At 48.3% G+C, this 26,390-nt stretch carries 20 protein-coding genes; 18 read left to right on the top strand and 2 right to left on the bottom strand.

Annotation, left to right across the window (positions count from 1 at the left end):
* Nucleotides 1–4: 4 nt before the first annotated feature.
* Nucleotides 5–1,765, bottom strand: coding sequence for a sensor histidine kinase (locus AT705_RS07430; RefSeq protein ID WP_058796103.1), 1,761 nt, complete (start codon nucleotides 1,763–1,765; stop codon nucleotides 5–7).
* Between the two features lie 217 nt (nucleotides 1,766–1,982).
* On the opposite strand from AT705_RS07430, the gene AT705_RS07425 reads away from it, so the two are divergent.
* From AT705_RS07425 to AT705_RS07350, 16 genes are all read left to right on the top strand, one after another.
* Nucleotides 1,983–2,348 (top strand): response regulator, encoded by a 366-nt coding sequence (locus AT705_RS07425; protein ID WP_058797925.1) that lies wholly within the window; start codon nucleotides 1,983–1,985, stop codon nucleotides 2,346–2,348.
* Between the two features lie 335 nt (nucleotides 2,349–2,683).
* Nucleotides 2,684–5,101 (top strand): bifunctional aspartate kinase/homoserine dehydrogenase I, encoded by a 2,418-nt coding sequence (gene thrA / locus AT705_RS07420; RefSeq protein WP_058796102.1) that lies wholly within the window; start codon nucleotides 2,684–2,686, stop codon nucleotides 5,099–5,101.
* A gap of 8 nt (nucleotides 5,102–5,109) precedes the next feature.
* Nucleotides 5,110–6,048 (top strand): homoserine kinase, encoded by a 939-nt coding sequence (gene thrB, locus AT705_RS07415; RefSeq protein WP_058796101.1) that lies wholly within the window; start codon nucleotides 5,110–5,112, stop codon nucleotides 6,046–6,048.
* Nucleotide 6,049: 1 nt separating this feature from the next.
* Nucleotides 6,050–7,336, top strand: coding sequence for a threonine synthase (gene thrC / locus AT705_RS07410; RefSeq protein ID WP_058796100.1), 1,287 nt, complete (start codon nucleotides 6,050–6,052; stop codon nucleotides 7,334–7,336).
* Nucleotides 7,337–7,591: 255 nt separating this feature from the next.
* On the top strand, nucleotides 7,592–8,848 hold the full coding sequence (glyA, locus tag AT705_RS07405; protein ID WP_049865142.1) for a serine hydroxymethyltransferase: 1,257 nt from the start codon (nucleotides 7,592–7,594) through the stop codon (nucleotides 8,846–8,848).
* Between the two features lie 166 nt (nucleotides 8,849–9,014).
* Nucleotides 9,015–9,467: a transcriptional regulator NrdR gene (nrdR, locus tag AT705_RS07400; RefSeq protein WP_010382799.1), complete on the top strand. Its 453-nt coding sequence runs from the start codon at nucleotides 9,015–9,017 to the stop codon at nucleotides 9,465–9,467.
* Nucleotides 9,464–10,582, top strand: coding sequence for a bifunctional diaminohydroxyphosphoribosylaminopyrimidine deaminase/5-amino-6-(5-phosphoribosylamino)uracil reductase RibD (ribD, locus tag AT705_RS07395; protein WP_058796099.1), 1,119 nt, complete (start codon nucleotides 9,464–9,466; stop codon nucleotides 10,580–10,582). Before nrdR ends, ribD begins: the two co-directional genes overlap by 4 nt.
* A 6-nt stretch (nucleotides 10,583–10,588) precedes the next feature.
* Nucleotides 10,589–11,245, top strand: a complete 657-nt coding sequence (locus AT705_RS07390) for a riboflavin synthase (protein ID WP_058796098.1) — start codon at nucleotides 10,589–10,591, stop codon at nucleotides 11,243–11,245.
* A gap of 32 nt (nucleotides 11,246–11,277) precedes the next feature.
* Nucleotides 11,278–12,390: a bifunctional 3,4-dihydroxy-2-butanone-4-phosphate synthase/GTP cyclohydrolase II gene (gene ribBA, locus AT705_RS07385; protein ID WP_058796097.1), complete on the top strand. Its 1,113-nt coding sequence runs from the start codon at nucleotides 11,278–11,280 to the stop codon at nucleotides 12,388–12,390.
* 115 nt (nucleotides 12,391–12,505) lie between these two features.
* Nucleotides 12,506–12,970 (top strand): 6,7-dimethyl-8-ribityllumazine synthase, encoded by a 465-nt coding sequence (gene ribH / locus AT705_RS07380; protein ID WP_010382793.1) that lies wholly within the window; start codon nucleotides 12,506–12,508, stop codon nucleotides 12,968–12,970.
* Nucleotides 12,971–12,981: 11 nt separating this feature from the next.
* Nucleotides 12,982–13,392 carry a transcription antitermination factor NusB gene (nusB, locus tag AT705_RS07375; RefSeq protein ID WP_010382792.1) on the top strand — a complete coding sequence of 137 codons (411 nt, stop codon included), beginning with the start codon at nucleotides 12,982–12,984 and terminating at the stop codon, nucleotides 13,390–13,392.
* Nucleotides 13,393–13,436: 44 nt separating this feature from the next.
* On the top strand, nucleotides 13,437–14,396 hold the full coding sequence (gene thiL, locus AT705_RS07370) for a thiamine-phosphate kinase (protein WP_058796096.1): 960 nt from the start codon (nucleotides 13,437–13,439) through the stop codon (nucleotides 14,394–14,396).
* Between the two features lie 12 nt (nucleotides 14,397–14,408).
* Entirely contained in the window at nucleotides 14,409–14,894 is a 486-nt protein-coding gene (locus AT705_RS07365) for a phosphatidylglycerophosphatase A family protein (protein ID WP_010382790.1), read from the top strand.
* Nucleotides 14,895–14,922: 28 nt separating this feature from the next.
* Complete coding sequence (locus tag AT705_RS07360) at nucleotides 14,923–18,000, top strand: ligand-binding sensor domain-containing diguanylate cyclase (protein ID WP_058796095.1); 3,078 nt, start codon at nucleotides 14,923–14,925, stop codon at nucleotides 17,998–18,000.
* 196 nt (nucleotides 18,001–18,196) lie between these two features.
* The gene (locus AT705_RS07355) at nucleotides 18,197–18,502 is read left to right on the top strand and encodes an H-NS histone family protein (RefSeq protein WP_058796094.1); all 306 of its coding nucleotides are present in this window, start codon (nucleotides 18,197–18,199) and stop codon (nucleotides 18,500–18,502) included.
* A 119-nt stretch (nucleotides 18,503–18,621) separates the two neighbouring features.
* A complete protein-coding gene (locus AT705_RS07350; RefSeq protein ID WP_058796093.1) occupies nucleotides 18,622–20,376 on the top strand; it encodes a DEAD/DEAH box helicase in 1,755 nt (584 codons plus the stop codon).
* A 39-nt stretch (nucleotides 20,377–20,415) separates the two neighbouring features.
* Here the strand turns inward: AT705_RS07350 and AT705_RS07345 are convergent, their stop codons facing one another.
* A complete protein-coding gene (locus AT705_RS07345) occupies nucleotides 20,416–20,742 on the bottom strand; it encodes a ribonuclease E inhibitor RraB (RefSeq protein ID WP_040645521.1) in 327 nt (108 codons plus the stop codon).
* 182 nt (nucleotides 20,743–20,924) lie between these two features.
* Here AT705_RS07345 and AT705_RS07340 point away from each other — a divergent pair, with 182 nt between their 5' ends.
* Nucleotides 20,925–22,661, top strand: coding sequence for an autotransporter assembly complex protein TamA (locus tag AT705_RS07340; RefSeq protein ID WP_058796092.1), 1,737 nt, complete (start codon nucleotides 20,925–20,927; stop codon nucleotides 22,659–22,661).
* The gene (locus tag AT705_RS07335) at nucleotides 22,661–26,383 is read left to right on the top strand and encodes a translocation/assembly module TamB domain-containing protein (protein ID WP_058796091.1); all 3,723 of its coding nucleotides are present in this window, start codon (nucleotides 22,661–22,663) and stop codon (nucleotides 26,381–26,383) included. Before AT705_RS07340 ends, AT705_RS07335 begins: the two co-directional genes overlap by 1 nt.
* Nucleotides 26,384–26,390 lie beyond the last annotated feature (7 nt).

Genomic DNA, 26,390 nt, shown 5'->3' with positions numbered 1-26,390 from the left:
TTCATTAACTGAACATTGCCACGTTCTTCTGTAGTTCTTTAGGGAACCTAATATAGTAAGTTAGCCCTTGTCCTTCTTCTGAATTAACTTCAATGTCGCCATTCAGGGTCTGCTTAACCAGGTTAAAAGTAATGTGTGTGCCTAGTCCGCTGCCGCCTTGTTCACGCTTGGTGGTAAAGAAAGGGTCAAACAGTTTTTCAAGCTGTGCCTTGCTAACGCCTTTACCGTTGTCTTTGTAAACGATAAAGACATCGTTATTTTCTTCTCTGATCTCAATGTCTATGGTGCCTTGCGCAACGCCTTCAAAGCCATGGATCAGGGAGTTCATAATCAGATTAGTGAAAATCTGGCTGATGGCCCCAGCGGGCAGGTGCAGGGTTAATTCTTCCGGGCAGTCTACGTTGACAATGTGCGCGGTTTTTTTGAGTTTGGGGTGTAAAGAGCGGATGACTTCGCCCAGGTACTGTTTAAAGTTAATGGTGCGTACCGCTTCACTGGCCTGATCAACCGCAATTTGTTTAAAGCTGGCGACCAGCTCTGACGCCCGGTCGAGGTTGGTGGTCAGTAAGCTGGTACTTTGTTTTGCTTCATTGATGAATTCTTCCAGCGCTTTGGGTGAAAGCGTCTTATCTCGATATGCAGTTTCCAGCCTTTGCAGGCGCTCTTCCAGGAATGAGGTTGCCGTAACGCCGATGCCGACAGGGGTATTGATGTCGTGGGTGATCCCTGCTACCAGACCACCTAATGCTGCCATTTTTTCTGAACCAACCAGACGCTCCTGCGCCATGTTGAGTTCATCAACATACTTTTCCAGTTCTTTTTGCTTGGTCAACAGCTCTTCTTCGGTCTGGCGTCTGAGATCGATCTCTTCTGTCAGAGTCAGCTTTTGCTTCTCCAGCTCATATTTTTGCTGCTGCAGATCCATCATAGCCTGTGACAGGTTAGATGTTTTGCGTGCCACCTCTTGTTCTAACTGAATGTTGTGCTGATCGAGTTTTTCATTACTTATCAACAACTCTTTTTGCGCATGATCGAGTTTCTTTCGATAATCAGCGATGCGATCAATGAGTTTGTTGAAGGCTTCTTCCATCACCTTGAGCTCGTTGCGTTCTGTGGTATCAATGTCTATTTTGTGACCATCGACATTGTCGATTTCAAAATCGTCAATCTGCTCGGTCAGGTCGGTGAGAGGTTCGGTGAGTAATTTTCTGAAAGCGAGTAAGAACAAGATAATCAAAAAGGTGGTTTTGACCATCGCATTACCAATCAGAAAATAAATGGAGATCATTATGCGGCTGAACACGACTTCCCGGCTTGAAAACAGCGTTACATCGCCTACTTGCGTAGCTCTGCCGGAAAACTCGAAGATCAGCGGAAAGGTGTAGCCAAATAGACCTGACGGCGTATCCTCAATGAGTGCTTCTTCTTGCACGAGTTGCTGGCTGTATAGCTCATGAATGTTGAGCGAGCGTCCCAACTGAGAAATGATCTCGCCGCTATCATCACGCACTATGATCCCTTCGATCATAGGTATGGCCAACAAGCCCTCAGCGGTGGTGACGGTTTGTTTGGTATTGAGCTCCCAGATAGCGCGAGTCAGGCTGCGACTAAAAGTTTTTTGCAGCATAGTTAACTCATTGCGAATATAGTCCTTAGTGTTGACATATTCGGCCACCACTTGTCCACAAGTCACGACAAAGGTGAGCAAAAAGTAAACCGACAAGACGTTTGTGAGCAGCTTCTTAGACAGACTTTTTTGCAGCATGAAGTGTTCTTTGCTCCTAACAACGAGTTTCCGTGCGCTTATTACACTTAAAGTTAGCCAATAAAGTGCTAAAAATAAATATTAATCTCAATCTGATATCGCGAGGATTTTGTTCCTCGTGCACTTACTGGATGGAGATTATTGTGTTATAAGTTTAACCACAACAATAACCTTTATCCCAAAACAGAACAATAAAGATTATTTGACAATTCATTCTATGAGCTACTCTGTATTAGTCTGTGACGATTCAGTCGTTGCCCGCAAACAAGTCGTCCGATGTCTCAATGGGATCATTGATGCTGACATTTGCCAAGCCAGTAACGGGCGTGAAGCTCTGGAGGTGCTGGCTGAACGACATATCGATTTACTGTGCCTGGACCTGACCATGCCTGTGTTGGATGGTATCGGAGTGCTTGAAACGATCAAGCGTCAGGTGATTGAAACCTATGTCGTGGTAATTTCTGCCGATATTCAGGACGAAATGAAAACACGAGTTGCGAAGCTGGGGGCACTTGAATTTTTGGAAAAGCCGGTGAAACCAGAACCCTTACAGGCAACGCTTAGCAAGTTCGGTATCCGTTAATGTCGAGTCATTGCTAAACAAAGCTTCTTCTATCCACTCCTATTTATGTTGTTTTGCTCGTCAGATAATTCATTAATCTGACATAAAACTTGCGCGTTACTGTACACAACTTGAGTTTTTTGCATAGTTTTTTGCAGTGCGAATTAGGTTTTTGTGCTTGACAGTTTATCGAATGTTCAGGCAGTCTAAAGTCTATGAACAAGATTATTAACACCACGACCATTATTACCACCACCATCCTAACGGGATAGTGGCATAGGTCGGTGCGTATTTGAAAAGGCCTGTGCTCACCGCGAGCACAGGCCTTTTTTGTTTTTGGAATGAGGAAAATAAACATGCAAGTATTGAAGTTTGGAGGATCATCGCTGGCCGATTACGACTGCCTGCAACGAGTTCGTGAGCTTATCCTGATGCAGGGCAACTACGAAGCCTTAGTGGTGCTGTCTGCTCCAGGGGGCGTTACAGATAAACTGGTTGAATTATGTGAACTGGCGCGTCAGGGGCAGAGTTTTAGTGATCAATGGCAAGCCCTGACAGCACGCTTGAATGGCCTTAAAGTGCAGGTTGAAGCTGAATTTGGTGAAGTGGCACATTGGCCTGATTTTTCTGCGCTGGCAGACAAACTGGCAGGCGTAAAACTACTTAAGCAATGCCCGGATGCGGTGCAAGCTTATGTGATCAGTTTTGGTGAGCGTGTGAGTGTGGCGCTGATGGTGGCGATGCTGAGTAAGCATAAAGCCCATTACCTTGATGCCACTGCTTGTATTGCGACGAACGACGGTTATCTGGATGCTGAAGCTTTGCTGGATGACAGCCGTGAGCGCTTTGCAGCGCAATTACAGGCTCAACCGGCACAGTTTTACATTATGCCTGGTTTTACAGGCAGTAATAGCGCTGGTGAATTGACGACCCTCGGACGTAATGGGTCGGATTATTCAGCCGCTATTGCTGCTGCGTGCATTCAGGCCAAGGTTTGTCAGATCTGGACTGATGTCGATGGAGTATACAGTGCCGATCCCCGACTGATTAAAAAGGCCACCAAAGTAAATCGTCTGTCCTATAAAGAGGCGATGGAGCTGTCGTATTTTGGTGCCAAAGTCTTGCATCCTAAAACCATTTTGCCGTGTGCCAAAGCCGGTGTGCCATGCGAAATCAAAAATACTCATGCGCCTGAGCTACCGGGATCTGTGATTGCAGCACAAGGGGGGGGAGACGAGCCAGTTAAAGCACTATCCAGTCTCGATAAGCTGGCAATGTTAACAGTCTCTGGACCGGGCATGAAAGGCAAAGTGGGTATGGCGGCCAGAGTATTTTCGGCGTTGGCCAAGGACAATGTTTCGATTGTTCTTATCACCCAGTCATCCTGTGAATTCAGTATTAGCTTCTGTGTTCATGAACAAGATTTGTCACTAGCATTGCTGGCACTGCAAACTGCTTTTGAGCTTGAGATGCAAGCCCACCTGATTGAGCCAATCCAGGTACGTCGTTCGCTGGCGATTGTTACCCTGGTGGGCGATAACATGAAATCACACAAAGGCTTAGCCGCTAAGTTTTTTGCCTCTTTGGCACAGGCGCAGGTTAATATTGTGGCGATTGCTCAGGATTCTACCGAAAGTGCCATTTCTGCCGTGATCCAGGGCGAGCTTTGTCAGGATGCGGTCAAGGTTTGCCATGAAAACTTTTTCACCCATATTCCCTCAATTGACGTGTTCTTGCTTGGCTGTGGCTTAGTGGGAACTGAGCTGATCGCACAGTTACAGCGCCAGCAAAGTTGGCTGGCGGAGCGCAACATCAAGCTCAACCTCTATGGGGTGGCGAATTCAAAACGCTGTTATCTGAATGAACAAGGGGTGCCTTTTGAGCACTGGCAGCAGGTGTTGGCCGATGCGCAGCAGGGCTTTGTGTTGTCAGAGCTAGAGTCGTTTGTGCGCCGCAATCACCTGATTAATCCGGTGATTGTCGATTGCAGCTCGTCTCAACACTTGGCCGATCAGTATCATGACTTCCTGGCTGCCGGATTTCATGTTGTTGCTGCCAATAAAAAAGCCAATACCAGTGACTACGACTATTACCAGGCGCTAAAACAGGTTGCGCAACAAAAGGGCCGACGCTTTTTATATGAAACCAATGTGGGAGCAGGGCTACCAGTACTCGACAACCTTCAGTTGTTATTTGGTGCAGGTGATGAGCTGTTGTCTTTCAGTGGCATTTTATCGGGCTCATTGTCTTATATCTTTGGCGAGCTGGAAGATGGCCTGAGTCTGTCCGAGGCCACTGCAAAAGCAAAACAAAGCGGCTTTACAGAGCCGGATCCGCGTGACGACCTATCGGGTACAGATGTGGCGCGCAAGCTCCTCATTATCGCCCGTGAATCCGGGTTGGCACTGGAGCTGTCTGATATCGATGTGGAACCAGTTGTGCCTGCTGACTTTGCTGCGGGTAGCTCAGTGGATGAATTTATGGCGCAGCTGCATCAACAGGATGGTGCCTTTGCAGATCGCATTCAAAGTGCGGCCAGTGAAGGCAAAGTGCTGCGCTACGTGGGCAGTATTCAAGATGGTCGCTGTCGGGTGGGTATCGAGGCGGTGGAGCGCTCACATGCGTTGTCGGATATCCGAGATGGTGAAAATGCGCTTGCCATATTAAGCCAGTACTATCAGCCCAAACCATTTGTGATCCGTGGTTATGGCGCCGGAGCGGAAGTAACCGCGGCCGGGGTATTTGCTGATATCTTGAAAACCCTGACGCGCTAGGAGTGGTTATGAAACGATTTTATGCACCCGCATCCATCGGCAATTTTTGTGTCGGTTTTGATTCTCTGGGCGCTGCGATAGCCCCGCTTGATGGCACTTTACTGGGTGATGTAGTGAGTGCTGAGGCAGCCGTACAGGACAGCTTTGAATGTATTGGTCCTTATGCCGATAAATTACCGTCGGGAGCCGAGGAAAACCTGGCTTATCAATGTCTGGTCCATTTCAGGGAGCATGTCGCTGCGACTATGCCCGGGGTCAAGTTGACGCTGGAGAAACGCCTGCCAATTGGCTCAGGGCTCGGGTCTAGTGCCTGTTCAGTGGTCGCGACGTTCGCGGCGCTGGATGCCTTTGCACAGACTCAATTGTCTCAGACGCAGATGATTGAGCTGATGGCTGATTTTGAAGGTAAAGTCAGTGGCGGACGCCACTATGACAATATCACGCCTTGCTATTTGGGTGGGTTACAGCTGACAGCTGAGTTAATACCGGACAGAGCACTGAGCTTACCGAGTGATGACAACTGGCGACTGGTGGTCGCTTATCCTGGCTTTGCACTGAATACGGCGGCGGCCAGGGCTGTATTGCCACAACAGCTGGCGACACACGATGCGGTAGAATTTGCTCAGCGATTAAGCGCCTTTACGCTTCTCATGACTCAGCACCAATTTGATAAGGCTGTGGCCTTGATGCGTGATGAGATTGCCGAGCCATCCAGGGCACCCTTGATAAAAGGGTTTGCGGAGGCCAAACAAAGTTTGCCTGAATTAGGCGCACTCATGGTTAGCATTTCTGGCGCCGGGCCTACCTTGTTAGCATTGTGCGACAATGATCAGGATGCACAGCGATGCCAGCTATGGCTACAACAGCACTATTTAAATGAACATGGCTTCAGCCACATTTGCCGAATAGACCCACAGGGTACAAGAGAGATAAAGGAAGGAGAGTAGAATGAAACTGGTGAATTTAAAAGATGATACTCAGACAGTATCCTTTATTGAAGCGGTTAAAACGGGTCTTGGCCGTAATCAGGGGGTGTTTTTCCCAACTGAGCTTGTGCCACTGACTGACGTTGATAGTTTGTTGGCACAACCGTTTGCACAGCGCAGTGCCGCGATTTTGAAACATCTCATTGGAGATGAGTTGCCGCTCGACTCACTACAGAGCATGTGTGAGCAGGCATTTGATTTTCCGGCTAAATTAGTACAAGTTGAAGAAAATAAATATTGCCTGGAGCTTTTTCATGGGCCTACGCTTGCCTTTAAAGACTTTGGCGGCCGGTTTATGGCGCAGTGTATTGGTGCGTTTAGCCAGGGCGAACGGGTGACCATATTGACTGCAACCAGTGGTGACACTGGTGCTGCGGTCGCACATGCGTTTTATCAAATGCCAGGCGTTGACGTGGTGATCCTGTATCCGCAGGGTAAAATTTCGCTGGCGCAACAAAAGCTGTTTACCACACTCGGAGAAAATATTCATTGTTACGCCGTTGAGGGCAGTTTCGATGACTGTCAGGCTCTGGTAAAACAGGCTTTCCTGGATGATGAAGTTAAGCAAACTCTGGGACTGAATTCAGCCAACTCAATCAACATCAGTCGCCTGCTGGCCCAGGTGTGTTATTACTTCGAGGCCTTTGCCCAGCTTACAGTCGCAGAGCGTGAGCAGGTTCATGTCTCCGTACCGAGCGGTAATTTCGGTAATGTGTGTGCGGCTATGATAGCCGCGGCGCTGGGACTGCCTGTGAAGCGCCTCAGTGCAACCACCAACCAGAATGACACTGTGCCTCGTTATCTGGATTCTGGTCAGTGGCAACCCAATGCGACTTTGGAATCTATTTCTAATGCGATGGATGTGAGTAAACCTAATAACTGGCCTCGCGTGGAATCTATGTTAGATAGTGGATACTTTCCAAAGTATGAGTTTTATTCACGTTCAGTATCGGAAGAGCGAACGCAGGAAGTCATGCGTCAGGTTGCAAAAGGAGGGTATGTGACAGAACCGCATACCGCCATCGCCTACGAAGGGCTTCAGCTGGATGGACAGCCTGAAGAAACCGGTATTTTCCTGGCGACGGCGCACCCTGCTAAATTCAGAGAAACAGTGGAAGCTGTGCTGGAACAGGCGATTGAGATGCCTGAGACACTGGCAAGTGCGCTGGAAAAGCCGTGTCTGGCTGAACCTTTGTCTACGGATTACGCTGCACTCAAACAGGCTGTACTGACACGTTTGGCGCGTTAAAAGTTTGCTTGTTGTTTTGCTGGTGGCGCGGTGAGTCGCCAGCAAAGCGTATTTAGTAGATTTCAATTTGAAATATAAATACGCTTTTTAATAAAAAATATAAATGTTTAAATAAAAAAATATCATCCCCTAAACACTGTGAAATAAATTCAATCCTTGTTTAAATAGGCTCACACCGATTTCATAGGCAAATGGCCGCAATTTGCGTACAATCAAGCCTTCAAAAACCAATCTTACGTGTACCTAGGAGACACCATGTTAGAACGTAACATGAATATTGCAGATTTTGACCCTGAACTATTTCAAGCGATCCAGTCGGAAACTACCCGTCAGGAAGAGCACATTGAGCTTATCGCTTCTGAAAACTACTGTAGCCCACGCGTACTAGAGGCTCAGGGGTCGCAGTTAACTAACAAATATGCTGAAGGTTATCCGGGTAAGCGTTACTACGGTGGCTGTGAGCACGTTGACGTGGTTGAGCAGCTGGCGATTGACCGTGCTTGTGAATTGTTTGGTTGTGATTACGCAAACGTTCAGCCTCACGCGGGTTCTCAGGCTAACGCTGCGGTATTCCAGGCGCTGCTTCAGCCGCATGACACTGTACTGGGTATGAGCCTGGCGCATGGTGGTCACCTGACGCATGGTTCACACGTGAACTTTTCTGGTAAAACCTACAATGCCATTCAATATGGTCTGAATGAAGAAACGGGCGAAATTGATTACGCACAGGTTGAAGCGCTGGCATTAGAGCACAAGCCAAAAATGATCATCGGCGGTTTCTCTGCTTACTCAGGGATTGTTGACTGGGCTAAATTCCGTGAGATTGCTGATAAAGTAGGTGCTTACCTGCTGGTTGATATGGCACACGTAGCGGGTCTGGTTGCTGCGGGTATCTACCCAAGTCCAATTCCACACGCACACGTTGTGACAACGACTACACACAAAACACTGGCTGGTCCTCGCGGTGGTTTGATCTTGTCTGCATGTGGTGATGCGGATATCTACAAAAAACTGAACAGCGCGGTTTTCCCTGGTGGTCAGGGTGGTCCTTTATGTCACGTGATCGCAGCTAAAGCAGTTGCATTCAAAGAAGCGCTGCAAGAAGAGTTCAAAGCCTACCAGACACAAGTGGTTAAAAATGCACAAGCGATGGTCGCAGTACTTCAGGAGCGTGGTTATAAAGTGGTCTCTGGTAAGACAGACAACCACCTGTTTCTGCTTGATTTGATCGACAAAGACATCACAGGTAAAGATGCTGACGCTGCGCTAGGTCGTGCTAATATCACAGTGAACAAGAACTCTGTACCAAACGATCCTCGTTCTCCGTTTGTGACGTCTGGTCTGCGCATTGGTTCACCGGCTATCACGCGTCGTGGCTTTAAAGAAGCTGAAGCGGGCGAGCTGGCAGGCTGGATCTGTGACGTACTTGATAACATCGAAGATGATGCGGTACAGGCACAGGTAAAAGAAAAGGTTAAAGCAATCTGCGCTAAGCTGCCTGTTTACGCGTAAAGCTGAAAGATTACCGAAATCGATAAGAAAAGGCCGCCTTAAGTGCGGCCTTTTTTATGTGCATCAAATGCTACTATCTTGATATACTGGCGGCAATTGGCTCAAAGTGCTATCTGAAATCAATGAAGCAGTTTGGGTTTTTGTCTGTTTTTCATAGTGAGCTTTTATGCACTGTCCATTTTGTACGGCAAAAGAAACCAAAGTGATTGATTCACGATTAGTTGGCTCGGGCCATCAGGTCCGCAGGCGACGCGAGTGTATTTTGTGTCATGAGCGTTTTACCACCTTTGAAGGTGCAGAGCTGGTTATGCCCAGGGTCATCAAGCAAGATGGCTCCAGAGAGCCATTTAACGAAGACAAGTTACAAAATGGTTTGCATCGCGCGCTGGAGAAGCGTCCGGTGAGCACCGAGCAGATTGAAGAAGTGGTTCATCAAATCAAGTCTCAGTTACGAGCGACTGGCGAGCGAGAGGTACCCAGCCAGCTTGTTGGTGAGTGTATTATGGAAGCATTGAAAAAACTCGACAAAGTCGCTTACGTGCGGTTTGCGTCGGTGTATCGTTGCTTTGAAGATGTGAAAGAGTTTGGCGAAGAAATTGCCCGACTGGGGGATGAATGAGTTTTACACAGGCCGATCATACCTATATGGCACGCGCCATTGAATTGGCTAAGCAAGGCCGTTTTACCACAACACCCAACCCAAATGTAGGCTGCGTGATCGTTAATAATGGTGAGATTGTCGGTGAAGGATTTCATTTGCGAGCCGGAGAGCCACATGCAGAAGTGCACGCCCTGCGTGAAGCGAAAGCGCGAGCTCGGGGTGCAACAGCCTATGTGACGCTTGAGCCCTGCAGCCATTACGGCCGTACTCCTCCGTGTGCAAAAGGCCTGATCGAAGCGGGTGTAAGCAAAGTCATTGCAGCTATGGTCGATCCTAACCCTGAAGTGGCCGGGCGGGGATTGGCGATGCTCAATGAGGCCGGGATAGACACAGCCTCCGGTTTGCTGGAGCAACAAGCCCGAGCACTGAACAAGGGGTTTTTAAAGCGCATGGAACATGGCCTGCCTTTTGTTGTCTGTAAATTGGCTGCAAGCCTGGACGGTAAAACGGCACTGGGTAATGGTGAAAGTAAGTGGATCACCGGGGTAGCGGCACGACGAGATGTTCAGCTTGGTCGGGCACAAAGCTGCGCAATTTTAACTGGTGCGGACACTGTGCTGGTCGACGATGCCCGGCTTAATGTGCGCGCACAGGAGCTTACGGACATCGAACGTCCTGTTGAGCAATGGCGACAACCGCTTCGGGTGATTATTGACTCGCAAAATCGTCTGCACCCGGAATTAGCGCTGTTTAAAATTCCATCGCCAGTCGTTATTTTGCGTTCAGACCTTGATAAACAGCACAACTGGCCACATTTCGTAGAGCAAATTAAAATTAATACCCATGCTGGTAAAATTGATTTGCATGCAGCGCTGAGCATGCTAGCTGAGCGTAATATCAATCAGATCTGGCTGGAAGCCGGTGCAACACTGGCTGGTGCGATGCATCAGCAAAACCTGATTGATGAGTATCTGATTTATCTGGCACCCAAAATTATTGGCACCCATGGCAAAGACTTGTTCAACAGCGCGCCGCTGGCGTCGATGAGCGAGATCACTGAACTACATATTGCTGAGGTCGTGTCGATTGGGACGGATATTCGCATCACGGCAAACAAACAACAAGGTAAGTAAGACATTATGTTTACAGGCATCATTGAAGCAACGGGCACATTGACAGAGCTAACGCTTAAACAAGGTGACCTCAGCGTCCGAGTTACCAGCACAACACTGGATATGGATGATGTGCAACTGGGCGACAGTATTGCCACCAATGGGGTGTGTCTGACCGTTGTTGAGAAGTTTGCTGACGGCTTTCGTGCCGACGTTTCAAATGAAACGCTGAAGTTAACCCGTTTCGGTGAATATCGGGTTGGACAAAAAGTGAACCTGGAAAAAGCCTTGCAACCGATCTCTCGTCTTGGTGGCCACTTGGTATCTGGTCACGTCGACGGCATTGCTGAGGTCGTCGCCGTGCAGCCCAATGCACGCGCTACAGATTATTGGCTCAAAGCGCCAGCATCATTAATGAAGTACATACCCTATAAAGGCTCCGTGGCCATTGATGGCATAAGCCTGACGGTAAATGACCTGGATTGTGACAAATTCAAGTTGACGATAGTGCCACACACAGCACAGGAAACTACCATTGTCGACTTTAAGGTGGGAACCTTACTCAACCTGGAAGTGGATCAGATAGCACGTTATCTGGAAAGGTTGATCCAGGGGGAACCGGTTGCCACGCAGCAATCAACTCTCACAACCAGCTTGCTCGCCAAAGCTGGGTTTATTAAATAACTTGCCAATTACGACTTACTAACGGAAAGATTATGAGCTTAAACAGCGCACAAGAAATCATCGACGACATCAAAGCCGGTAAGATGGTCATTCTGATGGATGATGAAGACCGAGAAAATGAAGGTGATCTGATCATTGCGGCAGAGCATATCACGCCAGAAGCAATTAACTTTATGGCGACCTATGGCCGTGGCCTGATCTGTCTGACAATGACGCAGGAACGTTGCCAGCAGCTTGACTTACCGCTGATGGTTAAAAATAACGGCGCTCAGTTTTCAACCAACTTCACCATGTCGATAGAAGCAGCAAAAGGAGTGACAACGGGTATTTCAGCGGCCGATCGTGCCCGTACCGTGCAGGCGGCGGTAGCCAAAGGTGCGGTGCCCGAAGACATTGTGCAGCCAGGTCATATCTTTCCAATTATGGCACAGCCTGGTGGCGTTTTGACTCGCGCTGGACACACAGAAGCGGGTTGTGATTTAGCGCGCTTAGCCGGTCTTGAAGCGTCTTCTGTGATCGTTGAGATCCTTAATCCAGATGGCACCATGGCGAGACGCCCTGAGCTGGAAGTATTTGCGAAAGAGCATGACATCAAAATTGGCACCATTGCCGATTTAATCGAATATCGTAACCTCAATGAGACCACGATTGAAAAGGTCGCCCAGTGCAAGCTACCCACTGAGTACGGCGAGTTTGACCTGGTTACTTACAAAGACACCATAGATAACCAGCTGCACTATGCGTTGCTTAAAGGCGAAGTCAGTGTAGATGAGGCAACATTAGTTCGGGTTCATTTACAGAGTACATTCAATGATACGCTGCTTTCTGATCGCAGTGCTGATCGTAGCTGGACCTTGCATGGAGCGATGAAATACATCGCCGATAATGAAGGTGTGTTAGTTATCCTGGGCAAACAAGAGAAAACCGAAGATTTGGAACAGCTGGTCAAGGCATTTGCAGCAGAAGACGCCGGAGAGAAGCCAAACTATCGCAAATTCCAGGGCACTTCCAGAACCGTTGGTGTTGGCTCACAAATTCTCGCTGATCTGGGGATCAGCAAAATGCGCCTGATGAGCTTACCGAAAAAATATCACGCCCTGTCAGGTTTCCACTTAGAAGTCGTCGATTACGTCGAACCTCAATAATTTACGAATAGCATAACGAGCGCCGGTTGGGATTTCCCTGTAGGCGTTTCGTCTTTTTCTATGCTATTATGCGCCTCAATTTGGCAATTGCTTATACTAGATTAGGAATCATCTAATGAAAATCATCGAAGGTAATAAATACGCACCAGGCAAAAAATTTGCCATTGTCATCTCCCGTTTCAACGACTTTATCGGCAGCAGTCTGTTAGAAGGCGCGGTTGATGAGTTAAAGCGCACAGGTGGCGTAAAGGATGAAGACATCACAGTTGTGTATGTACCGGGTGCGGTAGAATTACCTTTGGCGGCAAAACGTGTTGCAATGAAGAAAGAACACGATGCCATCATTGCATTAGGTGTCATCATCCGTGGTGGTACGCCTCATTTCGACTTGGTTGCAAATGAGTCTAACAAAGGCCTGGCGAGCGTGTCTCTGGACTACGATATCCCGGTTGCCTTTGGTGTGTTAACCACCGAAAGTATTGAGCAGGCCATCGAACGTGCGGGAACCAAAATGGGCAATAAGGGTGGCGAAGCCGCACTTGGTGCACTAGAAATGGTGAACGTGCTAGAGCAAATTTAAGAGGAATCTCAGTGAAACCAGCAGCTAGACGTAAGGCGCGTGTCCTTGCCCTTCAGGCAGTATATTCTTGGCAGCTAAGTGGCAACCCCATTGCTGATATCGAGCAGCAAATGCTGATCGAAAACGACGTTTCAAAGGTTGATGTAGAGTACTTCAAGGATCTGGCTCGTGGTGTTGCAGTGAACTGCAAGCAGCTAGATGAATTGATGACGCCGCATTTATCTCGTCCATTTGATGACCTGGATATGGTTGAAAAAGCCGTATTACGCGTCAGCATTTACGAGTTAAAATTCCGCGAAGACGTCCCTTATAAAGTCGCCATTAACGAAGGGATTGAGCTGGCGAAAATGTTTGGTGCCGAAGACAGTCACAAATTTGTCAACGGCGTACTGGACAAAGCGGTTAAGATAATCCGCAAGTAATCGAGACCGTGAGGAGAGCCGGCATAGGCCGGCTTTTTTATTGTATGAAGGAATTTGAATTAATCAATCATTACTTCAAGGGACGTGGTATTGCGCGCCGTGATGTAAAGGTTGGCATTGGTGATGATTGTGCCATAGTGACGGTTCCTGAAAAGCACCAACTTGCCATTACGACAGACACCCTGGTTGCCGGTGTCCACTTTTTCGAAGACATTCCACCCAGAGCACTTGGCCATCGTGCATTGGCTGTTAACCTCAGTGATTTAGCTGCCATGGGCGCAGAGCCAACCTGGATCTCCATTGGACTGACCTTACCTAAGGTTGATATGGACTGGCTGGAAGCGTTTACTGAAGGGATGCATGAAATTGCTGAATACTATAATGTTCAGCTGATTGGCGGTGATACGACACAGGGTCCGCTAACCATTACCATTTGTGCCAAAGGGATTATTCCCAATGATAAAGCGCTGACACGTTCTGGTGCTAAAGTGGGTGACTGGATCTACGTGACTGGAGAACTGGGCGATGCTGCGCTGGCTATTGAAGCACGTAAACGTCAGCTTGTGCTTGGCGACAAGCAAGTAAAGCGGCTTGAAGAAAAGTTGCATTTCCCAACTCCCAGAGTTGCGGCAGGGCAGGTTTTACGTGGTATGGCAACAGCCTGTATCGATATTTCAGATGGCTTACTGGCTGACTTACAGCACATCCTGAATAAATCCGCAGTCGGGGCCATTATTAATATCGAAGATGTGCCCGTGTCACCAATTATGAAACAATTGCAACCTGAATCTTTGCGGCGTGAGCTAAGTCTGGCTTATGGCGATGACTACGAGTTGTTATTTACCGTCAACGACAGCAACAAAGGGGCTGTCGAAGCAAGGCTGCGCCAGTATGGCGTTGAGCCTGTTTGTATCGGTCAGGTCACGGCTTCAGCGGGTAAGCTTGAGCTGTTCAATGCGGGCGAAAAGTGCCCTTTGCCACGCAGTGGTTATCAACATTTTTAATTAGGAGCAGGTTTGAATAAGCCGTTATCATTCAACCTCAAACGCCCGCACCACTTTTTAGCTTTGGGGTTCGGTTTAGGACTGGCGCCCAAAGCGCCGGGTACTTTTGGTACCCTGGCAGCATTGCCATTTATTTTGCTGACAATGGGACAGCCCTTGTGGTTACAAGTAGCTCTGGCAGTTGTTATCAGCCTCGCTGGCTTTTGGATTTGTGGTAAAACCGCTCGTGATGTCGGAGTACATGACCACCCTGCCATTGTATGGGATGAAGTTGCCGGATTTTATATTACCATGGTGGGGGCAGCAATTAGCTGGCAGTCTTTGTTGGTTGGCTTCTTGTTGTTTCGCTTTTTTGATATCGCAAAGCCTGGTCCCATCAGATTATTGGACAGAAAACTCCATGGTGGCTTTGGGATCATGGCGGATGACCTACTTGCCGGGATATTTTCATTGATTTGTCTGCAAGCTTTGTTTAAAACAGGGGTCCTGGGCGGCTAATTTTTTTACGGGTACGAAGAGGGAGCCTATGCGATTTATACTTCTACTGTTGCTGTGCATATTCACCACCGGTGTGAATGCGGCAATTAATGATTATGTTGTTAAACAGTGGAGTATGCAAAACGGGCTGCCGTCGCAAAGTATAAAAAGCGTTGTACAGGATCAGCAGGGTTATATCTGGCTGGGGACACAGTTCGGCTTAAGTCGCTTTGATGGCTTGCAGTTTAGCAATTATACGACCCAAAACAGCACGTTTCTTGACAGCAATGCGGTCAATAAGATTTTCGTAGACCGATTTGGTATGTTGTGGATAGGTACCCGCCGGGGTGTGACCCGTTTAAATCCACAGACGCTTGCCGCAGAGCGTTTTGAAGTCCAGGGCGAAGTCAGAGATATTCTCGAAGATCATAATGGCAATATCTGGGTCGCTGCAAATGGCTTATACTATGTGTCGGCCAAGCGCCTTACTTTGGCTGAAAATAACCTCGACAACAAAAAACTCTCCCTAACGCATATCAGCCAAATCGTTGGCTCCGTAACTAAAATGACGTCTTCACCGCAGGGGATTTGGCTGATCAATGAGCGCCATTTACTGCGGATCAGCGAATCGCAATCTATGGGCTCCAATGATATGCGGCTTGAGCTGTCGAGCAAAGTTTCATTACCCCGGCAGTTAGCGCAGACCAATATCCATGACCTTGCCTGGATAGACGGTAAGCTTTTCCTGGCTTCTCAGTTAGGTGCTTATTTTCTTGATTTCGATGAGGTGTTACGGCGCTATGATGAGATTGGCAATAACGCGACCTATAAGTTTCTAAGCGATCAGCAAGGCGGTATGTGGGTTTCCACATATGGACGGCTGCTGTACAAAGAAAGTGGTGGTCAGTGGCAATATGTCGAACTGGCACAGCTGGATCAGGGGATATGGTTTACCGATATCTTCATCGACAACGACTCAAATGTGTGGATGGCCAGTATCAATGAAGGCTTGTGGCTGGCACATGCTGGCAGAGTAGAGCGTTTTGCTGTCGGGACGCAACGAGAGCAGGCCGTTTCTGCGATTACGCAAGACCTGCAGGGGAACGTTTGGGTAGCAACCCGTGAAGGGGTTGGCCGATTGGACGGCAACGATAATTTTGAACCCGTGATCAGTTCAGAGCAGCTCAAAGGGGTTGAGATCCATGATATGGAGTTTATTGGCGAACGTTTGTTTCTGGGTACCGGTCGGGGTGTGGTGATTTATGAAGACGATAAATTGCTGGCTATCCCTAATCGAGAATTTCGTCAGACTCAGGTCTTTACGCTGACCCCCTCCAATCAAGGTGGATTATGGCTGGGTACCGGGCGTGGTCTATATCGGCTCGATTACAGTGGACTGACACCCTTCACTTATAATGCCTTTCTTGGTAGCCAGTTTATTACCTATGTCGTCGACTTCCCTCGCTTTGGTTTTATTGGCACCGATAAAGGGGCCTATAAATATAATGAACGCGGCATCGAGAAGATAGGCGGGCAGACGTCCCTTGAGTCTGCTTATGTCACCAGTATCTTGCACGTTGAAGGTAGTGCCACTCTGGTGGGGACCTTTTATGATGGCCTTTATTATCGAAGCCAGGATGGAGACTGGCATCAGCTGGATGCCTCACACGGGCTACCTTATGGCCCGATTTTGTCATTGCATTTCGATAAAACCCAGGAACTCGTTTGGGTGAGTACCATGAAAGGTGTATATCGGATGCCGGTGGCACAGTTTAGTGAACCTGTACAGAATCTGCAGGTTGAACAGGTTATCAATCCCTTTGACAGGCAACTGGATGGGGTGCCGAGTCAATGTTGTACCGGACTGGGGCATGATGCTGTGGTTGAGCAGGATGATTATCTTCTCTATCCCAGCCTGCAAGGCATAGTGCGGATCCCGAAAAAGGTGCAACTATTTAGTGCTGCTGAACTGGCACCTAAATTTGAGAGTATCTCTACGGCATACCGAAACCTGACACCAGACAGACTTGAGGGGCCAGTTGAACTCGACACCAGCGAGCGAGATTTGACGATTCGCTACACGGCTATCGATTTTTATGCACCGCAAAGTATAGAATTCCGCTATAAACTGGACGGGCACGATGCCCAGTGGCGCGATGCACAGTCTCGCCGGGAAGCCATATATACAAACTTGCCGCCGGGCGATTTCACTTTCTTACTACAGGTGAAGCGACGTGGTCAGGACTGGCAACAGGCACATAATCTGTCACTGAATCTGCAATTACCCCAGCGGTTTGATGAAACGGTGTTTTTCCGTTTGATAATCACCTGTGGCTTCATGTTTTTATTCTATCTGGTGTTCTGGGTGTTTCGCACTCAGGAGCGACGTAAACAGGCCGCACTGGAAGCGCTGGTTGCGGAGCGTACAACCGAGCTGAGAAAAGCCAACGACAAACTGAATCAGGTAAATACGCAACTGAAGCTGGTCAGCCACTCAGATGAGTTGACGGGGCTTCGGAGTCGCCGCTTCTTATTTGACCAGCTTCCCAAAGATATTGAACACTATCAGCGTAACGCACAGTCATTGCGTCAGCAGGATAAGAGTCTGGTGCTGATGATCCTGAATATCGATAGTTTCAGTAAAATCAATGATGCTTATGGCCCAATTGGTGGAGATAGCTGTTTGCAGCAGCTTGCGACCTTGCTTAATACCCGTACTCAGGGTTCAGATTATGTGGCGCGTTGGAGTGGCGATGAGTTTTTGCTGCTTTTACGGGACTTTAAATGCTCCGAAGTTGAACGATATGTTAGTGAGTTATGTAAAGCAATTGCCCAATTTGACTTTAAGCTACCCAATGGCAAGTCATTGAACCTGAGTGTCTCTGTAGGCTGGTCCTTCTATCCACTGCCTTTGCTGGGAGGGCAGGTGATAGGCTGGGAGGCCTCGGTTAACCTTGCTGATATCGCATTGCATGAAGTAAAACAACGCGGTGGTGATGGCGCCGCGACCATAACTTTTGACGAACAACTGGATGCCTTTGAGTTCGAACAAAGCCAGAATGTGGAATCGCAGCTACAATTGCTGCAGTCGAATGGCCTGGCAGAAGTGAAAGTGTGGATGCGCTAGTTCGGTATGCGACTTTATCGCTGTCCCTAAGAGTGGAAAATGTCTTAATGTCGTGACTAATATTGAGTAATTATCAATAGGCATTATAAATTTAATCACTTTTAATTTGAAATGAGATAAATATAATATACTCTCTATATATCGAGCTTAATTAACTTAGAAAATTGTAAATTCAACAATCTACGAGAGTAATCAAATGCGTGAAATAAGATCTTTTATAAAGACTGCAAGTTACAGTGATTTGAATAAAGCGCTGGAGCTGATCCAAGCTGCTATTGATGAGCAGGCAAAACAGGAAGAAGCCAAAAAAGAAGTTTTGGCACTGATTAAAGAAAAAGGATTGTCTTTAGAAGATTTTGCTTCGGAAAGTGCGACTGATAAGCGTAGTAAGGTACGCCCAAAATACCGAATTGAAAAAGATGGTGAGGTATTTGAATGGACTGGTCGCGGTAAAACACCAAAGGCGTTTGTTGATGTTAATTTAGAAGAGCATAAAATCTAATTGTGCGTTTCTAAGGCCAGTTACGGTATTTCATAGGTGACTGGCTTGCCTTTTAAGTGGACAACTAATCGGTTCACTTTCTATATCCTGCCTTATTCCATCTTTATCTTAACTCGTTAATATTCTCAGGTGTCCCTATTTACACGCTCAGACCTTATCAAGAAGAAGCGGTCGCTAATACCATCACACATTTTAAAAAGTCCGATGATAGCGCTGTTATTGTGTTGCCAACCGGTGCTGGTAAAAGCCTGGTCATTGCCCAGTTAGCACGACTCGCGAAACACAAAATTCTGGTGATGACACATGTAAAAGAGCTGGTTGAGCAAAATGCCCAGAAATACCAAAGTTATGGTTTAAACGCGAGTATTTACTCGGCAGGGTTAAAGCAAAAGGAAATGCTTCATCAGGTAACGTTTGCGAGTGTTCAGTCACTGGCCCGGAATTTAGAAGCGATAGATAGCTTTTATTCTCTGCTGATTATTGATGAGTGCCACCGTGTCAGCGGTGAGGATGACAGTCAATATATGATGGTTATTGAACGCCTGCGACAATTTAATCCTGCTTTAAAGTTATTGGGGCTGACAGCAACGCCATACAGGCTTGGTAGTGGCTGGGTGTATCGTAGTCACTACCATGGCTTTGTACGAGGTAGTGAAAATAGCCCTTTCCATCGTTGTATTTATGAATTACCGCTGCGTTATATGATCAAGCATGGCTATCTTACACCGCCTAATAAACTCGATCCGGCTATAGAGAATTACGATTTCTCCGCGCTAAATAGCAATGCATTTGGTCGTTTCAGTGAAGCGGATATGAATCAGCTGTTACAGAGTAATACCCGGGCGACCAAAAGCATTATTAACCATGTTGTGTCACTCAGCAAAGAGCGTCATGGCGTGATGATATTTGCTGCGACCGTATTACATGCCAAAGAGATCATTGGTTATTTACCAACAGAGCAAACAGCCCTGGTGATTGGCGATACGGATAATCGTGAGCGGGATGACATCATTGCCGCATTTAAACGTCGAGAAATAAAATATTTGGTGAATGTATCGGTATTAACTACGGGGTTTGATGCCCCTCATGTCGACGTTATTGCGATCTTAAGGCCCACCGAGTCGGTTAGTTTATATCAGCAAATTGTGGGCAGAGGCCTGCGCCTCAGTGAAGGTAAAAAAGACTGCCTGGTAATCGATTATGCAGCTAATGAATTTGATTTGTTCCATCCGGAGGTGGGGAGTAAAAAGCCCAACTCAGATAATGAGCCTGTTCAGGTTTTGTGTCCGGGCTGTGGTTTTGGCAATATCTTTTGGGGTAAATATGATGAGCAGGGACGGGTTATTGAGCATTTTGGCAGGCGTTGTCAGGGGTTGTTGCAGGACGACGAAGGCAATGAGCAACAATGTGACTATCGTTTTAAGTTTAAAGAGTGCGACAGTTGTGGTGCCGAGAACGACATTGCGGCCCGTCAGTGTCATAGTTGTGGAGTGATGTTGGCAGATCCCGACGATAAGCTGCGGGCGGCACTCAATTTAAAAAATGCCATGGTGATACGCTGCAGTGGGTTAAGTGGTGAAGTGGTTAAGGCGCAAGTGCTGAAAATCACCTATTTTGATGAAGATGGCGCAAGTGTCAGCGAAGTGTTTGACTTTGCGAACCCCAAAAGTCGGCACTATTTTGTTCGTCAGTTTGAAAAGCACTGCCGGACTGGCGTTAATGTGAAGGCATGGACGGAGGCGGCACAGGTGGATGCCACTGTGTTATCGGCGCCGGATTTTGTTATTGCCCGACAACATAAAAAGTATGGCTGGCAGGTGGCAGAGAAGATTTTTGATTATCAGGGCAATTATCGCACCGCGGATAAAAGCTAAGCTGAACTTGCTGTTATCCGCGACGAAAACACGCGAGCTTTACTCGGCGAGGATCCCCCAGCCATCACCGTAGCCTTCGTGGCTGTTAGCGATAGACTCCAGGTATTGTTCTGTTTGAGTTAAAAGCTGGTGATCCGGCACCATAGTCACAGAAGTTATCACTTCCCATACGCCAGTATCCGGACAGGTATCCAGCTTAGTGTTCGGTGCCAACTCATCGGCAGATATGGCACTCATAAAGCGTTCTGCGTCGGCTTTTTGTTCAAACAAGATAAAAAAATCGATGCTGTGCATCTGCGTGAGATCTACACCGGCTGCAGCAATTTCAGACAGAAGCTGGCCGTTGTCATCATCAGGGAATTGCATAATCGTACTCAAGTTAATATAGCTGGCGATATTGTCCGCTATCCAACACAAAATAAAAAGCACTGACCGCAAAAATTTGCATGCAAGTGCATAAAAATAACACAGTGATGAGCCTAACCACGCCATGTCAGCGTCAACTTGCTGTGGTATTATAATGCCACTGTGATTTATAGGGTTATTTAGTGCGTTCATCTGCGTTTAGTACCGTTCTTTTTGTGCTACTGTTCTCATTTCATTCTTCGGCTATAGCGTCATCTGATATTTCAGAGTTTACCATTCACAGTGCCTCTGACAGCGCTGAGTTAACGGATGAAGTTCGGGATAACGTCATTCGATTTATGGCTTCATATGTGGGTAAGCCATTTACGCCGCGCAGAACAAAGCTCATAAGTAAAGATGTTACTAAGGCATTGCAGGCACTTGGATATTATCGCCATGCAGTCTCTGTGGCATTTGACCCCCAGACTCGCGGTGTCGTATTACATCTGGATCCCGGGATACCATTGTCCTGGTACAACGTTGAGATCTCCTTACAGGGGATTGCAGATGAAACACTGCGCAGCCGTTTAATCGCGGGCGCTATCCAGGCTGGCGAGCAGGTTAGACATGATCAGTATGAAGCCACCAAAGCGCAAATCGAAAGTCTACTACTGGAGCTGGGCTATTTTGATTTTCAGTGGCAGGAAAAGCAGATCACTGTAGAGCGTGAATTACAGCAGGTTTCTGCTACCTTAGTCCTTTCAGCTGGCCCCCGCTATCGCTTTGGTAAGCTGCATTTGTCATCTGATTCAAAAGCAATTGACTTTGCCAGAGCGCTGAGCCCGTTTCAGCCTGGTGAATTGTATGTCTCGGATAAACTATCTGAGTACAACCTGACATTGAATGAAACACCGTATTTTCAAAGTGTTCGTGTTTACCCGCTGCTTAAAGCCAGACAAGACGGTGAGGTTCCTGTCCGTGTTGAGTTGGTCGATAAACCGGCCAATAGCTATGAAGTTGGTGGAGGATATAGCACTGAGTTGGGGGCAAAAGCGCGCTTTAAATGGAGTAAGCCCTGGATCACTGACGGGGGACATTCCATGACCTCAGATCTCAATGTTTCTCAGCGTCAGCAGGATATCAGTGCGGCTTACACCATTCCTATGAGTGACCCCAATAGCGATGTATTTCGCATTCTTGGTGGCTATCAGTTGCAGGATGATCTGACCGAAGGGGTTGATATTAAAACCTGGAATATTCAGGTTCAGCGCCAATGGCTGACATCCGGCAACTGGGTGCGTACCGCTTTTTTGAAACGTGAACATGAGACCAGTGAACAAGATGGCGAGGTACTTAAGACCGAAATGCTGATCCCGGGGGTGAGCTATGCGAAAAAGCAAACGCTGGGGGGCATGCTGCCTTACTGGGGGAACGAGCGACTGATCTCGGTCGAGCTGGCCAGTGACTCCGTGATCTCTTCAACATCTTTACTCAAAGTGCGATGGAAAAATGCCTGGTTGCGTAATCTCGAGCAGCGGCATTTTTTTCTGACTCGCCTGGAAGCCGGCGCAATTGTGGCAGAGGATATTGCGGCCGTGCCTTTTAATATGCGCTTTTTCGCCGGTGGCGATCAGAGCGTTCGAGGGTTTGCCTATCAGTCGGTGGCCCCGCGTGATGAGAACGGCAAATTGCTCGGCGGTAAATATCTGGCGACTGCCAGCGCTGAGTACAATTATCAGTTTTTGCCCAACTGGCGTGTTGCCTTGTTTGTTGATAGTGGTACGGCGACGGATGATTTTAAAGAGAAATGGGCATTGGGGGCCGGATTCGGGCTGCGCTATCTGACACCGGTTGGGCCAATCCGGCTGGACCACGCATGGGGACTGAGTAAAGACAGTAGAAGTACCCGTTTAAGTATTGTGATTGGACCGGAGATGTAATGGGAATGAAAACCTGGCTGCGCCGTATTAGCTATGCTGTCATTGGTGTATGTGTGACGGTATTTTTTCTGCTATTTACGTTACCCGGTCATAAGTTTGTTGTCTGGGTGGCCAACCACAGCGTTTCTGGCTTGCAGGTAAGCTCGCCGCAGGCACGTGTGTTGTCTAATGCTGTACTGGATATCCGGTTTGAAAACGAACTGCTTGTTTTTGACGCACGTCAGTTAAGCCTGTCACTTGACTGGTTTAGCTGTGCAACTTTGTGCCTTTCTGGTCGTGCTGACCAGGTGACCTTGCATTTGACTGAACAAAGAAGTGCACAATCCGGTGCAACAGGCACAGAGCCTGCGTCTGAGCCGGGCGCCGTGACTGTGCCGTTCACTGTTGCCATTGAGCAACTGACGCTCGGCATTGCAGATATCAAAGCTGCCGGATATCAGATAGATCTTAATGAGCTAATGTTGACTGCACGCATTGATAAGCAGGATATGCAGGTTGGTCAGTTTGCACTGGGCAGCATACAAATCCAACAAATTGAAGCGCCAGCACCTGCCGCGCCTTTCGTTATGCCGACAGAGATACCGGCGTTATCCTTGCCTGCCATACGCCTTCCTATAGCGGTTGATCTTGAACAACTGACTATAGACGAGCTTGTTTATCAACCCTACGAGGGTGAGATTCAGGTACTGAATCAGCTAACATTGAGCGCAGCTGCTGAGCAGTCGGAGTTGTCGGTACGGCACTTGTCGATGGCATATTTTGCCCATCAGCTTGCAGTCACGGCGCAGGCTGACCTGAGCAGCTGGGCTGTGTCGGGTGCGCTTGACTATCAGCATCCGGATTATCAGAGTTCGCTCACATTGAATGGCGACCTGCAGCAACTTGAATTGGCTGCGGATATCACTGGTATGGCGCAAGGCATGATCGCCTTAAGTGTCAATGTGGCAGTCCCAAACTGGCCATTTTCACTGGATGTAAGGGCCGGACAATTTGCGCTCGATGCGGATAACACCCTGCAACAGCTAGCGTTCAGCGCCTCGGGTACCGCGGATGACTATCAGTTCACCGCGCATGCCGATGTGGCGCTGAGCAAGCAGCTGGCCTTGCTGGATAATCAGCTCACGGTGCAACTGGCTGCTAACGGAGGTCTTAACGCACTGGCGCTGCAAAAGGCTGAACTGGCTTTAGGAGACGCTCATACACAATTCAGTGCTAAGGTAAGCTGGCAAGGTGGACTTCGTAGTCAGTTGCAAGGAGAACTACATAGGTTGCCTTTGGGCGCCTGGCTTGAACTCGATGAGACGCAGTTGTCGGGCGCTTATCAGCTTGAGTTTACTCAGCAGGGTGAGCGCTGGCAGGCGCAGATAAATGAGCTCACACTCTCGGGCCAGTTGGCTGCATTGCCGCTGAGGCTGGTAGCCCGAGGCAAAGTGAATAGTGACTTACATGGTGAGATCCTGGCTGCTCAGCTCAGTTACGGGCAAAGTCAGATTATGGTGTCAGGCAAAGCCGATAAACAACTGGACTTGCAAGGTGAGCTGGCCCTGGCACATGAACGAAATTTGCTCTTGCCTGCGGATGTACAACTGTCTGGGGTGTTTACGGCGAGCGGACCGGTTGAGATGCCCAAATTCTCGTTCAACAGCCAGCTCGACAAATTGGTTTATGAGGACACATCGCTTGACGGCGGGACGCTGGCTCTGACACTGGATATGGCCAAAAATTGGCTGACGGATCTGCGTGTCTCTTTGCCGGCTGTGACGTTGGGGGAGTTACCCGAAACGGCACTCAGTATGACGGCGCAAGGTGATCAAAGCCAGCATCAGCTGAGGGTACAGGTTGAGAATAGCGGCGGCAGCGCTGAGCTGGCATTAAGTGGACAATATGCTCAGCAAGCCTGGGCAGGTCAACTGGATTCGGGCCTGTTGCGCATAAACAGTAGCGAGCTGGTATTGCTGTCATCGGCACCAATTCTGGCTAAAGCCGGGCAAATTGAGATCGGGCGTCAATGCTGGACACTGGCACCCGGACAGCTGTGTTTCGCGGCGCAGCAGGGGGCTCAGGGCCAGGCCAGCGTAGAGTTGCAGCAACTAGACCTGGCGCATTTTAATCCGTTACTTAGCAATGCAGCGCAACTAAAAGGCCTATTGTCGGGTCATGCCAGGGCAAATTGGTTACAAGGTCAGTTACAGGCGCTGGACGGGCAGCTGGATATGTCTGACGCTCAGGTTGTTTTACATGGCGCTGTCGCTGAACAGCTCAACGACAGTGAAGACAGCGTAGCACCGACCCTACCTCTTGAAATCGAGCGCTTTGTACTGACACTTAACAGTGATGCACAACAAGCCAAAACGACCTGGCAACTGGCGCTCAAAAAGTTAGGTCATTTTAATGGTGAGCTGGAGATGCCATTACAGACAGAGATGCACTCTATGCGTGGTTTTGTCAATATCGCGGGCATAGAACTCGATAAGTTCAAACCTTTGCTCCGCAGTTTGATGTGGCCCGATTTGGAACTGGCTGGCACTATCACCGGTCAGATAGGCATCGATGGTGCACTGTCTCAGCCGCAGCTCAATGGGCAGCTCAGAGCCACGGATATTCAACTAAAAGCCAGTGAAATTCCCGTGGCCATTAGCGATTTGGACCTTGATGTGCAACTGAATGGTCAGCAGGCTCAGCTCCATGGTGAGCTACACACTTTGCCCAGAGGTCAGCTTAGATTCACCGGTGAGATCGATTGGGAGTCCGCTATTGCGGCGAAATTGCAGCTCAATGGTGAGCGCCTGACGCTGATGCCACAGCCAGGTATCGAACTGGATATTTCGCCTGAGCTGTTACTGAGCTACAACGGCCTGTATGCCGAGTTATTGGGTGCGGTTAGTGTTCCTTATGGACGCATAGAAATAGAAGCGCTGCCGGAAGGGGTGGTCACTGTGAGTGACGATCAGGTCATCATTGATAACGCTGATCCCAGTGCCAGTGAGTCTGTTCAGATACTGGATTATCGGCTCGACCTGGATGTCAGTTTGCTTGATGATGTCAGAATCAAGGCGATGGGGTTAGATGCTTACCTGGCAGGTGAGTTATCGCTGGAAAAACAACTCGCTTCAGCCATGCTGGCCAGTGGCGAGATTAATCTGCGAGAAGGACAGTATAAGGCCTTTGGTCAGGATTTGAGCATAGAAACTGGCCAGCTGGGCTTTAATGGCCCATTGGATAAGCCTTATATCAATGTGCGTGCGATCCGTAACCGAGATGCCACAGCCAATGGTGTGATTGCTGGTGTGGAAGTAAAAGGCAGTATTCGCAGCCCGGAGCTGGTGATTTACTCAGAGCCCGCGATGGATCAGGCACAGGCGCTGGCTTATTTGCTTAATGGACAGCCCTTGGGCGAGGGTGACAGCAATAGCAATACCATGCTGGCACAATTTTTATTGTCGCAGAGTATAGACCGCAGTAAGGGTTACTTCGCTAAAGCGGGAGAGACCATAGGAATTAAGGATGTGAACCTGACAGCCAAAGGCAGCGGGGACGATACCCAGGTTGAAGTATCTGGCTATCTGACACCCAGTGTACAGGTCAGTTACCGAGTCGGGGTGTTCGCATCGCTCAGCGAAGTGGCAATGCGGTATCGTATTTTTTCAAAGTTTTATATTGAAGCCACAAGTGGTTTATATAAGAGTATTGATTTGCTGTATAAGTTTGACTGGGATGAATGATGGGCCG

Origin of the sequence: Pseudoalteromonas rubra, from assembly GCF_001482385.1 — a bacterium.
Lineage (GTDB): Bacteria > Pseudomonadota > Gammaproteobacteria > Enterobacterales > Alteromonadaceae > Pseudoalteromonas > Pseudoalteromonas ardens.
Note: the sequence above shows the minus strand (reverse complement) of the source record. Positions and strands in the feature narration are given on the sequence as shown.